The sequence below is a fragment of the Amycolatopsis deserti genome (assembly GCF_014653945.1).
In the GTDB taxonomy this organism is placed as follows: Bacteria; Actinomycetota; Actinomycetes; order Mycobacteriales; family Pseudonocardiaceae; genus Amycolatopsis_E; species Amycolatopsis_E deserti.
In genome coordinates this window covers 781346-795145 of sequence record NZ_BNAU01000002.1, presented here as the reverse complement: position 1 = coordinate 795145, position 13800 = coordinate 781346, and the positions used below count along the sequence as shown (strand labels likewise).

14 protein-coding genes and 1 pseudogene are annotated in these 13800 nt (G+C 69.9%); 7 read left to right on the top strand and 8 right to left on the bottom strand.

The window, feature by feature from the left end; translation table 11 throughout:
* The first annotated feature begins 61 nt into the window (after nucleotides 1-61).
* Nucleotides 62-568 (top strand): DinB family protein, encoded by a 507-nt coding sequence (locus IE290_RS12270; RefSeq protein ID WP_191244665.1) that lies wholly within the window; start codon nucleotides 62-64, stop codon nucleotides 566-568.
* On the opposite strand, the gene IE290_RS12265 is transcribed toward IE290_RS12270, so the two are convergent.
* The gene (locus IE290_RS12265; RefSeq protein ID WP_191244664.1) at nucleotides 550-927 is read right to left on the bottom strand and encodes a MerR family transcriptional regulator; all 378 of its coding nucleotides are present in this window, start codon (nucleotides 925-927) and stop codon (nucleotides 550-552) included. The two genes, IE290_RS12270 and IE290_RS12265, sit on opposite strands and share 19 nt — an antisense overlap.
* 59 nt (nucleotides 928-986) lie before the next feature.
* Between IE290_RS12265 and IE290_RS12260 the strand changes: the two genes are divergently transcribed.
* Complete coding sequence (locus IE290_RS12260) at nucleotides 987-2147, top strand: MFS transporter (RefSeq protein WP_191244663.1); 1161 nt, start codon at nucleotides 987-989, stop codon at nucleotides 2145-2147.
* Here IE290_RS12260 and IE290_RS12255 read toward each other — a convergent pair.
* Nucleotides 2137-4005: an MFS transporter gene (locus IE290_RS12255; RefSeq protein WP_191244662.1), complete on the bottom strand. Its 1869-nt coding sequence runs from the start codon at nucleotides 4003-4005 to the stop codon at nucleotides 2137-2139. The genes IE290_RS12260 and IE290_RS12255 overlap by 11 nt on opposite strands.
* A gap of 138 nt (nucleotides 4006-4143) precedes the next feature.
* The gene (gene mftD / locus IE290_RS12250) at nucleotides 4144-5325 is read right to left on the bottom strand and encodes a pre-mycofactocin synthase MftD (RefSeq protein WP_191244661.1); all 1182 of its coding nucleotides are present in this window, start codon (nucleotides 5323-5325) and stop codon (nucleotides 4144-4146) included.
* 125 nt (nucleotides 5326-5450) lie between these two features.
* Here mftD and IE290_RS12245 point away from each other — a divergent pair, with 125 nt between their 5' ends.
* Nucleotides 5451-5810 (top strand): STAS domain-containing protein, encoded by a 360-nt coding sequence (locus IE290_RS12245; protein WP_191244660.1) that lies wholly within the window; start codon nucleotides 5451-5453, stop codon nucleotides 5808-5810.
* Nucleotides 5811-6172: 362 nt separating this feature from the next.
* On the opposite strand, the pseudogene IE290_RS12240 reads toward IE290_RS12245, so the two are convergent.
* Nucleotides 6173-6618: pseudogene (locus IE290_RS12240) on the bottom strand (DUF2867 domain-containing protein).
* 98 nt (nucleotides 6619-6716) lie between these two features.
* On the opposite strand from IE290_RS12240, the gene IE290_RS12235 reads away from it, so the two are divergent.
* The gene (locus IE290_RS12235) at nucleotides 6717-7103 is read left to right on the top strand and encodes a TetR/AcrR family transcriptional regulator (RefSeq protein ID WP_229874430.1); all 387 of its coding nucleotides are present in this window, start codon (nucleotides 6717-6719) and stop codon (nucleotides 7101-7103) included.
* 3 nt (nucleotides 7104-7106) lie between these two features.
* Here the strand turns inward: IE290_RS12235 and IE290_RS37830 are convergent, their stop codons facing one another.
* Together IE290_RS37830 and tsrT are read right to left on the bottom strand one after the other, a co-directional pair.
* Complete coding sequence (locus IE290_RS37830) at nucleotides 7107-7187, bottom strand: DUF6191 domain-containing protein (RefSeq protein WP_268246349.1); 81 nt, start codon at nucleotides 7185-7187, stop codon at nucleotides 7107-7109.
* A 76-nt stretch (nucleotides 7188-7263) separates the two neighbouring features.
* Entirely contained in the window at nucleotides 7264-8931 is a 1668-nt protein-coding gene (gene tsrT, locus IE290_RS12230; RefSeq protein WP_191244659.1) for a tryptophan 2-C-methyltransferase, read from the bottom strand.
* A 202-nt stretch (nucleotides 8932-9133) separates the two neighbouring features.
* On the opposite strand from tsrT, the gene IE290_RS12225 reads away from it, so the two are divergent.
* Nucleotides 9134-10207 (top strand): AraC family transcriptional regulator, encoded by a 1074-nt coding sequence (locus tag IE290_RS12225; protein WP_191244658.1) that lies wholly within the window; start codon nucleotides 9134-9136, stop codon nucleotides 10205-10207.
* Nucleotides 10208-10606: 399 nt separating this feature from the next.
* Here IE290_RS12225 and IE290_RS12220 read toward each other — a convergent pair whose 3' ends face one another.
* Nucleotides 10607-10948, bottom strand: a complete 342-nt coding sequence (locus IE290_RS12220; protein WP_191244657.1) for a helix-turn-helix transcriptional regulator — start codon at nucleotides 10946-10948, stop codon at nucleotides 10607-10609.
* Complete coding sequence (locus IE290_RS12215) at nucleotides 10926-12275, bottom strand: NsdA family TPR-like regulatory protein (protein WP_191244656.1); 1350 nt, start codon at nucleotides 12273-12275, stop codon at nucleotides 10926-10928. Before IE290_RS12215 ends, IE290_RS12220 begins: the two co-directional genes overlap by 23 nt.
* A gap of 347 nt (nucleotides 12276-12622) precedes the next feature.
* Here IE290_RS12215 and IE290_RS12210 point away from each other — a divergent pair, with 347 nt between their 5' ends.
* Both IE290_RS12210 and IE290_RS12205 read left to right on the top strand, forming a co-directional pair.
* Nucleotides 12623-13354: a hypothetical protein gene (locus tag IE290_RS12210; RefSeq protein WP_191244655.1), complete on the top strand. Its 732-nt coding sequence runs from the start codon at nucleotides 12623-12625 to the stop codon at nucleotides 13352-13354.
* Nucleotides 13351-13797: an acyl-CoA thioesterase gene (locus IE290_RS12205; protein WP_229874429.1), complete on the top strand. Its 447-nt coding sequence runs from the start codon at nucleotides 13351-13353 to the stop codon at nucleotides 13795-13797. Before IE290_RS12210 ends, IE290_RS12205 begins: the two co-directional genes overlap by 4 nt.
* The last annotated feature ends 3 nt before the right edge of the window (nucleotides 13798-13800 follow it).

Below are 13800 nucleotides of genomic sequence, written 5' to 3'. Positions count from 1 at the left end.
GAGTGTACGTGCGGAAAAATCGGTTGGCCGCCGCGCGCGGGCGCTGCGATCATCGGCGGCCGTGTCCCTCCTGCGCTGGCAGTTCGACCTGACCTGGTCGCTGGCGGACCTGCACCTGAGCGCTCTCACCCCGGCGGACTTCCGCTGGGAGCCAGGGCCGCTGACCTGGCACGTCCGGCCCGCCGGGGACGGCTGGGCGATCGACTGGGCCGACACCGAACCCGACCCCGTGCCGGTGCCCACCATCGCCTGGATCACCTGGCACGTCGGCTGGTGGTGGAGCGTCGCGCTGGACCACGCGCACGGCCGACCGCCCCGCGAGCGCGAGTCGGTCGGCTGGCCCGGCGACGAGCACGCCGTGCCCTGGCTGCGCGAGCTCGCCGCCGACTGGGGCGGCGTCCTCGACCGGCTGTCCGATGTGGACGCCCCGGTGGCTTTCCCGTGGCCCGCCGAGGCCGGGCTGACCGTGGCGCACCAGGCTGCGTGGGTCAACGCCGAGCTGATGAAGAACGCCGCCGAAATCGGGCAGCTGCGCCTGCTGCGGGCGGCTCAGGCAACGTCGGGCTGAAGCCCCTGCCGCACGATGTCCAGGTACTCGCTGATGGCGTCCCGGTTGCGGGCGAGGCACTCGATGCGGCGGGTCATCCGGTCGCGCTCGCGTTCCAGCGTCGCCAGCATCTCCGGCGTGGCGTCCGGGAAGTAGATCGTACGTGGCTTGTTCAGGCACGGCAGGATCTGCTTGATGATGCGGGTGGGCAGCCCGGCGTCGAGCAGGCCGCGGATCTGCAGCACCCGGTCGACGTTGTACTCGTCGTAGTCGCGGTAGCCGTTCGGCAGCCGCCGGGACACGATCAGCCCCTGCTCCTCGTAGTACCGCAGCAGGCGGCGGGGCGTTTCGGTGCGTTCGGACAGCTCCCCGATGCGCATGTGGTTCCCCTCACAGCGATTTGACCTTCACATCTGTGTGATGGTTTCAGCATAACGCCGTGATCGATGTCCTGACTCCTACCAGACTCCCGCTGCGGTCCCTGCTGGCGCTGACGACCGCGGCGTTCATCACCGTCCTCACCGAAGCCCTGCCCGCCGGGGTCCTGCCCGCGATGAGCGCGGACCTGCGCGTCGGCGAGTCCGCGATGGGGCAGGCCGTCACGATCTACGCGATCGGCACCGCGCTGGCCGCGATCCCGCTGTCCGCCGCGACCGCCGGCTGGAGCCGCAAGCGCCTGCTGCTCGCCGGGGTGGCCGGGTTCGCCGTCGCCAACACCGTCACGGCCGTCTCCGGCGCCTACGCGCTGACCATGGCCGGCCGGTTCGCCGCCGGGGTGGCCGCCGGTGTGGTGTGGGCGCTGCTCGCCGGCTACGCGCGGCGGATGGCGCCGGAACACCTGCAGGGCAAGGCGATCGCGGTCGTGATGGCCGGGATCCCGCTGGCGCTGTCGCTGGGCGTGCCGGCCGGCACCTTCCTCGGCGAGACCGTCGGCTGGCGGGTGACGTTCGGCGTGATGTCGGTGATCGCCGTCGTGCTGATCGCGTGGATCCTCGCGGCCGTGCCCGACCAGCCGGGACAGCGCGACGGCTCCCGGATCCCGGTGCGGCGCGCCGTCGCGGTCCCGGGTGTGGCCTCGGTCCTGGTCGTCACGCTGGTGTTCGTGCTGGCCCACAACGTCCTCTACACCTACCTGGCGACGTTCCTGCACGGCGTCCGCGTCGACGCGGTGCTGCTCGTGTTCGGGATCGCGTCGGTGCTGAGCATCGCGATCGTCGGCGCGCGCATCGACCGGCAGCTGCGGGAGCTGACCATCGTCGCGACCGTGCTGGTCGCCGTCGCCGCGGCGATGCTGGCCGTGCTGGCCGGCAGCGCGGTGCTCGTCTACGTCGCGGCCGGGCTGTGGGGCCTGGGCTGGGGCGGGGTGCCGACGCTGCTGCAGACCGCCGCCGGGAACGCGGGCGGCGAGGCGGCCGACACGGCCCAGGCCGCGCTGGTGACGCTGTGGAACGCGGCCATGGCCGGGGGCGGCGTGGTCGGCGGGGTCCTGCTCGACGCGTTCGGGCCCGGCGTGTTCCCGTGGACCGTGCTGGTGCTGCTCGTGCCGGTGCTGGCCGTCGTGCTCGGCGCCCGGCGGCACGGCTTCCCGGCTAGTTCGTGACCGTCGCGTCCTCCGGCACGAGGACGATCTCGCAGCGCACCGGACCGTCGTCGACCCGCACCGGGACGGCGACGGTCCGGTAGCCGTGCCTGGCGACGGCGAGCGCGTAGCGGCCGGGCAGCAGGCCGGACAGCTGGAACGAGCCGTCCGCGCGGGAGGTGACGCTGCCCGCGACCTCGCCGCGCTCGTCGGCGGCGATCAACAGCGCGCCGGCCACGCCGACGGTGCCGGTGATGCCGCCGGTGGGCGACAGCCGGAAATCGGCCTCGCCCGGTCCGCTCACGGGCGCCGCCTCCGGTTGGTAACCGGCGGCCGAGCAGACCAGGACGTACTCGCCGCCGGGGATGTTCAGCGAATACCGGCCGTTGGCGTCGGTGGCCGTGGTGCCGGTCTGCTGCCCGTCCTTGCTGATCAGGGTCACCGCCGCGCCTTCGAGCACGCCGCGCGCGGAACGCACCACGCCGGTCAGGAAGGTCTCCGCCGGGCGCGCGCGCCCCGGGATGAAGCACGCGACCAGCAGCGCGGCCACGCACGCGGCGCAGCCGATCAGGAACGTGGTGCGGAACCCGTTCAGGCTGGGCACCGGCGTGCCGCCGAAGTCGATCGTCATGCCTGCGAGCACCATCCCGACCACGGCGCTCGACGACGACGTGCCGATCGAGCGCATCAGCGTGTTGAGCCCGTTGGCCGCCGCGGTCTCGGTGGCCGGCACCGCGCTCATGATCAGGCTCGGCATGGCCGCGTAGGCGAGTCCGACGCCGGCCCCGGCCATCGCGGAGAAGATCGCCATCTGCCAGCCCGCGCCCATCAGGGTCAGGCCCAGCCCGTAGCCGGCGCCGAGCACGGTGATGCCGCACAGCAGCGACACCTTCGGCCCGCGCTTGGCGATCAGGCGGGCGGCGACCGGCGACATCGCCATCATCAGCAGGCCGGACGGTGCGACGCACAGCCCGGCGATCACCATCGACAACCCCAGGCCGTAGCCGGTGCCCGAGGGCAGTTGCAGCAGCTGCGGCGGCACCAGCTGGGTCGCGTAGAGCGCGAAGCCGACCATGATCGAGGTCAGGTTGGTGAGCAGGACCGGGCGGCGCGCGGTCGTGCGCAGGTCGACCAGCGGTTCGGCGGTGCGCAGCTGCAGGAACCCCCACGCGACGAACAGCACCACCGCCGCGCCGCCGAAGCCGAGGGTCAGCGTGCTGCCCCAGCCCCAGTCGCCGCCCTTGGAGATCGCCAGCAGCAGGCAGACCAGCGCCGCGGACAGCCCGATCGCGCCGGGCAGGTCGAAGCGGCCGGGGGAGCGGACCGCCGATTCCGGCACCACGAGCACGATCAGCACGAGGCTGACCAGCCCGAGCGCGGCCGCGCCGAGGAACAGGATGTGCCAGTCGAAGTGCTCGGCGACCAGTGCCCCGGCCGGGAGGGCGAGCGCGCCGCCGATGCCCAGCGACGAGCTCATCAGGCCGACCGCGCCGCCGAGCCGCTCCGGCGGCAGCTCGTCGCGCATGATGCTGATGCCCAGCGGGATCGCGCCGATCGCGAAACCCTGCAACCCGCGGCCGATCATCATCGGCAGCAGCTCGGTCGTCAGGCCGCACACCAGGGAGCCCGCGACCTGCAACGACAGCGCCACGATCATCATGCGGCGCTTGCCGTACATGTCGCCGAGGCGGCCCAGCACCGGGGTGGCGACCGCGCCGGTGAGCAGGGTGATCGTGATGACCCACGCGGTGTCGGAGCTGGAGCTGTGCAGCAGCGACGGCAGGTCGGCCAGCAGGGGCACCATGAGCGTCTGCATGACGGCGACGACGACACCGCCCAGCGCGAGCACCGCGGTGAGGCGGCCGGGAGACGGGGACATGCGGCTCCGGAGTTCGTGCACGGATGGTTGCTTGCTGAAAGTACCTTCCGGAACGTCCGGTGCCGAGTGAGTTGTCCCGAAGCTCACTGGAAACCCCGGCGGCGGGCCCGTCCGCGCGAAGCCCGCCGCCGGGGTGGCTCAGCTCTTCGGCACGCCGAGAGCGCGCTCGAAGCCCGGCGGGACCACCACGTCGTCGCGGGTGAGATCGTGGATCGAGGACTTGCCCAGGCCCAGGATCGCCGAGTCGATGCCGCCGCGCAGGATGTCCAGCACGTTCTCCACCCCGGCCTGCCCGTTGGCGGCCAGCCCCCACAGGTACGCGCGGCCGATCAGCACCGCCTTCGCGCCCAACGCGAGCGCCTTGACGACGTCGCTGCCGCGCCGGATGCCGCCGTCCAGCAGCACCTCGATGTCACCGCCCACGGCGTCGGCGATCGACGGCAGCGCGCGGATCGGGGCCGGCGTGCCGTCCAGGTTGTTGCCGCCGTGGTTGGACACCGAGATCGCGGTGACGCCCGCGTCCACCGCCCGCTTGGCGTCGTCCACCCGCATGACGCCCTTGAGCATGAACGGACCGCCCCACTGCTCGCGCAGCCAGGCCACGTCCTCCCAGGTCGGCAGCGGCGTCTGCATCCACTCGCCGTAGGCGCCGAAGAACGTGGGCGCCGTGCCGCCGGGCGGGGTCAGGTTCGGCGTGGTCAGGTCGGGCAGCTTGCGGGTCTTCGCGAAGTCCCACAGCCACTTCGGCCGCGTGATGCCCTCCGGGGCGAACCGCACCATCGCCTTGAGGTCCAGCCGCTCCGGGATGACCGGGCTGCCCCAGTCGCGGCCGGTGGAGAACGACCAGTCCAGCGTCATGATCAGCCCGACGGCCCCGGCGGCGCGGGCGCGCTCCATGCGCTGCACCAGCACGTCGCGGCTGCCCACCCAGTACATCTGGAAGAAGGTCTGCGGGTTGACCGCCGCGACCTCCTCGATGGACTTGCTGGCGAACGAGCTCAGGCTCATCGCGGTGCCGCGCGCGGCCGCGGCGCGGGCCACGGCCACCTCGCCCTCGGGGTGCACGGCCTGCACGCCGGTGGGGGAGATGATCACCGGCAGCGAGATCGGCTGTCCCATCACCGTCGTGCCCAGCTCGCGCTTGTCGGACAGGCCGGCGACGTGCGGGGCGAAGCCGAGCTCGGCGAACGCCGCGATGTTGTCGTCGACCGTGATCCCGCGTTCGGAACCCGCGACCAGGGCGCCGTAGACCGACTTGGGCAGGCGCTTCTTCGCCCGCCGCTGTGCTTCGGCCACCGTCTCGAACCAACCGTTGGACATCTCGTCACTCCGCCTCGCCTGTGAGGGACGCCATTTTGGCACCTGATGCCATATTAGGCCACACGGGCTCGCCGGACGCAAGACCGGGCTTTCCGCAGTCCGCCGGCCACGGTTAGATCGAGCGGGTGTCCTCTTTCCAGCCGGGCGAGCCGGTCGCGCACGTGGACGTGCACGTGGAGCACCTGTCCGGCGCGACGTTGGTGCGCGTCGCCGGCGAACTCGACCACTTGACCGCGCCCGCGTTCGAGGCGGTCGCCCTGCCCGCGGCGCGCGCGTGCGCCCAGCGGCTGGTGATCGACCTGAGCGAGGTGAGTTTCCTGGCCTCGGCCGGGATCGCGGTCGTGCTGGCCGCCGGGGTCGAGGCGCCGGGCCGGGTGCACGTGGTGGTCGGCTCCGGCTTCACCCGGCGGCCACTGGAGATCACCGGCGCCGGCGAGATCGTCCGGTTGTGTACGACGCGCGAGGAGGCTCTGGCGGAGGGCTGACCCGGCGCGCGGCCGCGACGATGAGCGCGCCCGCGACCACGCCGGCGAAGAACGGTGACGGCACGAGCAGCACGCCGCCCAGGGCGCACCCGCCGCGACGGCCCAGCCGAGCCAGGCGGGCGGGGGCGCGCCGCGGCCGGCCAGGTGCCAGATCAGGCAGCCGAGCAGGATCAGCGGGACGCCGAAGCTGCCGGGGCCGGCCCAGAAGGCGTGGCCGTTCGCGGTGCCGTCCAGGAGCGGGACGGCCGCCCACAGTCCCCGGTCCACCCAGCCGGCGAGATCGGTCCAGGCCAGCGCCGCGATGAGGATCAGATGACCGCCGCCCAGGACGACCATGATCCCGCTCGCCCAGCGCAGCTGCTTCACCGCGCCAGCCACGCGCGTTCCCACTGCCGGGTGAGCGCCGGGTAGACGACGAGGTACCGGAACGGCGCGATCAAGGCCATGTAGAGCCGGCCGAACCAGCCGTTGGGCTTGACGAGGACCGCCATCCGCAGCTCGTGGTCGCCGTCCGCGCCGCGGGCCCAGCCCAGGTGCATCACGGTGTGCACCGTTTTGTTCGCCAGTTCGCGCGCGGCCTCGGTGTGCGTCTCGTACACCGCCTTCAGTGGCATTCCGGCGCTGTCCGGGCCGCGCGGGGCGTCGCGGAGGTCGGCGGGCAGCCGGTCGCGGAGCGAGGCGACCCGACGCCGGACGACGGGTCGTCCCAGCCCAGGAGGGCGCCGATCTTCCAGCGCAGGGCGAACAGGAACTTCGCCGCCTCGGGCTGGTTCGCGAGGCTGCCCGTGGTGCGCATCGCGGCGAGCATCGCCGGGAAGTCGTCCGGGCCCGCGCCGGGGGTGCGGAACGACCACACGTCCTCGACCGCGGGGCGGGTTCTACGGCTGCTTCGACGGCCGTCCCGCGTTGCTGGCCGAGATGCTGGACGAGTGGGAACGCCGCTGTACCAAGGAAATCCTGGACAGCGTGGCGGGTGACGGCGTGGTCGAGCAGTACCGGCGCGTGGGGCAGCTGAGCTTCAGCGAGGACCTGCACCGGATCGACCTGGCGGTGCGCGCGTGGGCCCGCCACGACGAGGCGGTCGCGGAGCGGCTGCGGCGGATCGACAACGAGCGGATGGATTTCCTGCGGAAGGTGTTCGGCAGTTTCCTGACCGACCCGGACGAGATCGAGGCGCGCAGCACGCTGGCGTTCGCGCTGGCGATCGGACGGCACTTCATCGCGGCGGACCACCGGGGCCGCACGAAGCACGAGGCGATCCACCTGGCGGGCGAACACCTCCTGCGACGGTGAGGTCTAGTCCCGCCGCAGGCGGATGACACCCCGCGCGAGGTCGACGTCCGGGGGAGCGCCCTGGGCGTCCTCCTCACGCATCATCGACATCGAGTTGGGAGCGGAGGGGTGATGGCGAACAGCTTCTACGGCCCGCTCGGCGATCCGGCGGACGACCGGCTCAGCGGGTTCCGGTTCGAGCCGGCACCTCGTGCATGATCTCGTACCGCTTCGGCCAGTGGGACCAGTACGCCCCCGTGTAGCCCAGCTCGGTCAGCCGCAGGAGGAACGGGTTGTCGGCGTAGTTGTTGTCCTCCGGGCTGAGGCCGGGGCGCGTCGGCAGCATGACCCGGAGCCGGTCGTGCGGGGGGACGCAGTCCCACAGCAGCTGCAGGGCGTGGTCATACCGCCGGCCGGGGCCTGCCTCGTCGTCGCCGACGAGAGCGGGGGAGAAGTAGTAGACCGGTCGGAACCTCCCTGCGCGGTCGAACATGAACTGCCGCTCATAGCTCACCCGGTTGGGACAGCGTTCCAGTGGAGCCAGCACGATCGGCTCCTCGGCGTCGTTGGACTGCAGGCCGGGTACCGCGAGCTCGCCGGCGCTCGCGGCGGCCAGGCGGCGTCCCAGCGGCGAGTACGGGAACACCCGGATGCCCAGCGTGTAGCCGACCACCGTGGCGTCGAGGGACTGGAAGTCGTCGACGCACGCCCGCATGGTCTCCGGAGTCTCCCCGGGCATGCCGAGCAGGGCCTCGACCATCGTGGCCATCCCGTGCTCGGATGCCCACCGGCACACCTTCCGCACGTCGTCGAAGTCGTAGAACCGCGTGCCACCGGCGCTCACCTTCCACCCGTCGAGCAGTTCGGGTCGGGAATGATCCGGGGCCACGTTGATGCCCGCGCACCCGGCCTCGGCGAGCAGAGCCGCGTACTCGGCGTCGAAGGGCGCAGGCTGCACGTAGATCCACAGGCGCAGCCGGTGTAGTGGTGACGACGCGTCACGGGACTTGCGTCGCACGATCTCCCGCAGGACCGCCTTGCTGTGGGTGATGTTCAGGTTGAACTCGCTGTCCGTCGTGTGCAGGTCAAGAACTCCCTGAAGCAGCAGGCTTTCGATCTCGTCCACGACTGCGGTTTCGGCGCGGCGAGCGAACCGGTTCCCCTTGGCGTCCGGCTCCACACAGTGAGTGCAGGCGAACGTGCATCCGTTCTTGGTGAGGATGTTGCCCAGGCCGCCCCGGTGGAAGTACATCTGGTTGTCGACGCGATCCGGACGACCGGAGTGCCGGCGGTAAGGGGTCGCACGCTGGACGAGCGACACGTGGCCCGCGGCGACAACGGGGTCCGCGTGGGAGACGCGGTGGACACCGGCTGATCCCTTGTTGATGAGGAGACCGGGGACCGTTTCCGGTGGTGCGCCGCTCGCGATCGCCTCGGCGAGTTGCACCAATGTGAATTCTCCTGGCCCCTTGACGCCGTAGTCGATTCCGAAGTAGTCGACCAGCGCGTAGGGCATCGACGAGAAACCGACGCCCCCTGCCACCACCGGTGCCCGGGTGCGAGTGCGGACCTGGTCGATGATCGCCTTGTGGGAACCGAGGAAAACACGTTGTTCCTGGGGGTAGATCGTGTCCGTGTTGCGGATCGTCACCCCGACCAGTACCGGCTGCCTGCGACCGAAGTACGCGTCCACCACTTCTGTCCAGTTCTCCCGGGAGAAGGTGAGGTCCAGGACGTCGACGTCGAATTCGGCGTCCTCCAGCGAGGTTGCCAAGATGTCCAGCGCGTACGGCGTGATCGGCGGGTGCACCAGGTTCGGGTTGACGAGCGTGACCAAGCCCTTGCTCACAGTTCCCCCAGAATCTTGGTACTGATGGTATTTGTCGCCCCTTCGCCGAATCAGGATGCAGAAAGATCGGTCTACCGGGTAGGGGCCAGCTGTTCACTGCTTTCCGCCGAACAGGTGAACTGTGCTCACCGCTATTGGTAGATCGGGCGGGTGCGTCGCGGCGCGGCGGATCGCTCGGTACCGTCGTTCCTGGAGGGTCAGCGTGGATCCGGACGATCAGGTGATTCACGTCCGCGAGGAACCCATGGATGAGTTGCCACTCAAGCGATTCGAGTACTACCACACCACGAGGGTGGACGAGTCGCGGGACAAGACCGCGAGAATGATGCGGTCGCACCGCCTCGTCCCGCTGGATCGGCGCGCCTGTGGATTCGAGGCGCGTCACCACGTGGCACCCGTCGGCAAGGCGTCCCTGCACTATGTCAGTTATGGACGGGAGGACGTCCACGTCATCCCCGGACCACTCGAGACCTTTTACGTCCTGTTGATCCCCTACAGCGGACGATGCCTGGTCAACGTCGGCGATCAGAGCCGCGTGATCCTTCCCGGAACTGCCGCGATCATCTCTCCCGATGACGAACTGGACATGGTGTGGGAGCGAGGTTGCGGGCAGCTTATGGTCAAGTTGCCACGAGATGTCGTGACGGTGAGGCTCGAGTCTCTACTCCACCGGCAGATCGATTCCCCGCCGCGGTTCGATCCCTTCATCGACCTCCGGCGTGGCGGCGGCAAACAGATCTGGGATCTCGCGCGCGGCGTCACGGAACGGTTGAGTGCGGGACATTCCCTGCTACTGCAACAAGGGATGCTCGCGGCCGTCGAACAGGTGCTCACCACAGCGGTCGTCTACGCGCAGCCGCACAGCTACTCCAAGGAGCTGGCACGCGTCGAAACACCGGCGGCGTCGAGAGTCGTGCGTGAGGTCACCGACTTCATCGAGCAAGCTCCGGCCTTGCCGGCGTCCGCCGCCGAACTGGCCGCGATCGCCGGCGTGAGTGAACGGTCGCTGCAACGCGCCTTTCGCGAACAGGTGGGTATTTCGCCCATGCGGTACGTGAGCGACGTTCGATTGCGGCGGGTGCGCGAGGAGCTGGAGCGCGCCGGGCGGTCGGGCAGCGACACTGTGACCCAGATCGCAGCTCGGGTGGGGGTGTCGAACTTCGGCCGTTTCGCGCGTATTTACCGGGAGAGGTTCGGTGAGCTCCCCTCGGAGACGAAGCGACGGGCCGCGGTGACCTCGTTGGCGGGAACTGGACAAGAACCTGTCGGCAAGTGAATAGGTCCGGCCGGGTTTCCTTTCTAACGTGGTGTGGTGAGCACCGACTCCCACGAGATGGAAATCCGCGATCCTCGCATCGGTGTCGGATCGCTGGTTCGAAACGCACGACTTCGTCTCGGTTACAGCCAGTACCGGCTGGCGGCCGAGTTGCTGGAGGTGTCGGGTAACTCGGCGATCACCCGTGAGCAGGTAGCGCGGTGGGAACGCGGCAAACGGATTCCACGCTCCTACTGGCGAAGATGGCTGGCGCGTGTTCTGCGCCTACCGGAAACGCTGCTCGATCAAGCGGCTCTTCTCGCTCACCGCGCACGCGGTGCGGGGACGACGGGGCCGCGGCAACAGCCTGAGACCACGCCGGTAATCCTGCCCGCGCCCACCGGTGGCCCGAGTGCCTCCTCACCGCCGGTACAACGTGGCCGACGGAAGCTCGTCGTAGTGGCTGCGGTACCAGGCGGCGAAGCGGCCGCAGTGGCGCACACCCCAGCGGCTGGTCACCGCTTCCACCGTGCAGCCCGCGTTCGGATCTCCGGCGAGAAGATCGTCGTGTATGCGACGCAACCTGGTCAGCCGGATGTAGGTGTTCGGCGAGACACCGAGCTCCTCCTGGAACCGCCGCTGAAGCCAGCGCACGCTCACGCGCGCGAACCTCGCGAGTTCCGGAACTGAGAGTTCCTTGTCGGCGTGTTCGTCGACGAGGGTGATGACGGCCGCGAGATCAGGCCTGATCGGTGTCGTCATGTCCACCTCCCGGAGTGAATACCTTCGCGTGACGACGGCGCCGCCTCAGTTCGAGCAGCACCAGGTCGGACGACGGCAGGCCCCGGAACCGTGCGAGGTGCCGGCCCAGGTCGTCGAGTGCGGCGTCCACCCGCGCGGAGGACAGCCTGGTGTGATCGTCGAGCACATCACGTATCGCGTCGCAGGCCTTGTCGACCTGTCCGGTCCGGAGCCGCAACCCGGCCAGCCGTGCCGTCGTCAGCGCACGTGATCGACGTTCCGACGGGTCGCGTTGTTTCACCGAAACCAGGAGCGCGCGCTGTGCGGCCGCGAGCTCACCGGCGTACTCCAGTACCACGGCACGCTGGTACGTGACGGTCGCGCTGGCGATCCCGGTTGCCGCGACGACGTCTTCGGCGGCGCCCAACGCCTGGTGGGCTTCCCCGTGCCGGTTGGAAGCAGCGAGTGTGACGGCCACGTGGCCCAGGAGTTCGGCCGACTGATCCTTCCGCACACCGTGTTCCGCGGCGTCGACGGCCAGCTCGGCGATGCGGTTCGCGCTCCTGGTGTCGCCCAACATCCACGCCTGGAGACTGATGTTACGCAGGATGCCCGCATAGAGATCCGGGTCCGCGGCCTCCAGCGCCAGCCGGGCGGCGATGCGGAAGTAGGCCAGCGCGAGACCGTGGAAATGGCTGTCGAAGGACATGAAACCCGCCAGGTCGCAGGCGGCGGCAGCGATCGCGCACAGCCTTCGCCGCCCGGCCGCCGGGGTCGCTCGGCCTGCGACGTCCACGACGTCTCCGGCCAGGTAGGCGACGAGCGCTTCGCGTGCGTGCCCGCCACCGAACCGCCGATCCGCCGATCGGAAGGCGGAGGTCATCATCTCGAGACCTTCCGGTGCTGATTCGTCCGGAGTGGACGGTGGTGTCGGTCGTGGGCCAGGCCATGCGGGCAGGTCGAGGTCCGCTTGCCGGTAGATTCGTTCCTCCCGGGTCCCGGTCCAGATCGAGGACAGGTCCGTGCCGGCCAGCCGGCGAAGTGCGGCGAACGCGTCGGCGCCGGGTCTGCCGGGCCAACCTTGCTGTCGATCCTGAGCGTGGGAGAAGCCGGCTTCGTCCGGGGTCACCACCCGGCCCAGTCGTCGGGAGAGGGCTTCGGCGATGTAGAGGGGGGTGTCGCCGCGGGGCGTCGCTCCGCGAAGCCAGTGCGAGACGGATGTCCGGTCGTAGGTCAGAACCCGTCCCGACTCCGAGGCGACGGCGTTGACCGCCCGTGCCAGACCTTCCCGCGTCCAGTTCGCCACAGCCAGCAGCTGCCGCAACTTCTGGTTCGGATCACGTGGCATTCCTCCGTGCCTCCCACAGGCGGACGCCGGGCCGGGTGACGGCTGGAACACCTTCCTATCGCCGATGAAACTCCACGGGCAGGGGCCAATCACGCGGCCATCCCGTTCAACACGTTCAACACCCAAAAGCGCCGCAGGGCTGGCATGCGGTGTTGATCGTCGCTTACATGGAGGACGTAGGTGGCACGTGGTCACGCGAATCGTCCTGTTACTACGGAAGTACGAGGCGGATCAGCCTGGCCCCTATCGCGGAGAGGATCTTCGTGAAAGTCGGTTCCGTGGGCACGGCCCCCGGACGGCGAACAGGTCACTCGTCCCATGCGGAGTCCCTGCCCGACGACGGGTCGGTGGAAATCTGGACCGCTTTGGTGGACGACCTGTGCCTGATGTCGTTCACGGCCTGGACCCAGAAGAACGACGCCGGCCCGGCCCGGGTCCGCGTTCTCGATTCGATCAGCAAGAACAATCTCGTGTACGCACAGGAGGTCGCCGGTCTTTGTCGCGAACAAGATGCACCTGACCGGATCCGGTTGATCCGGCGGTCACCTCGTGACTGGTGGCCCAGCGGTCTTTTCCACGCATCCGATCAGTCATGGCCGGCGGTCGTCGCCCGGGGGCTCATCCTCTCGGCCGGCCTGGTGGTCCTGTCCCGTTCACACTTGACCGAGGTGAGGCAGCCCGGCTGGCGGCGAGTGCTGACGCTCGTGGAGCGCGGTCAGTCCAGGCAGTTCGGTCAGTGGCGGTTGTCGGCCGCCGAGTTTCTCGGTGAGCAGGATCGCCGTGCGGAGTTCGAGCAGGCGTTCCGGGCCACGCTGGCGCGCTCTGGCGACCTCTACCGGGCGGGCGAAGCCGGTGCGTACGACGTGGGTGACGTGCAGTCGCACCATGCGCTGCCCCGTGTCCTGCGCCGGTCGGGCCTGCCGCAGTCCTGGCTGTCCACCTGGTGCGACTACCCGCGCCGTCGGCGGAACGCCACGGCGAGCCGGGCGGCGACCCGGCTCATCGATGACATGCGGTCACGACGTGGGTGGCCGTCACGGCAACGATCACGCGCAGCGGTGAGAACGGTGGGATCATGAGCAGGTTCCAGCACCTCTGCGTGGTGCGCTGGTCCGATCTGGACGCCGGCGGGCACGTCGCCGACACGTCCTACCTGCGCTACCTCGGTGAATGCCGGCTCGACCTGATCTTCCGCCTGCTGCCCCGGTACGAGGCACAGGACCTGGCCAGCGGCAGTCTGATCACGCGGCAGTGCCTGACCTACCTCAGGCCGCTGTGCTACCGGGCGGAGCCGATCACGGTGGAGACCTGGGTGACGGGCATGAAGGCAGCGGTCGTGCGCTTCGCCTATCTCGTCCGGGATCACGCGCACGTCTACCTGGAGGCCGAGGCCGATTTCGTCCCGGTGGACCTCCGGTACGGCACGCCGCGCCGGCTCACCGAAAACGAACGCACGCATTTCGGCGCGTACCGGGAGGCGACGAGCCTCTCGCTCGCGGAATCGACGCGGTACGGAGGTTGAGTG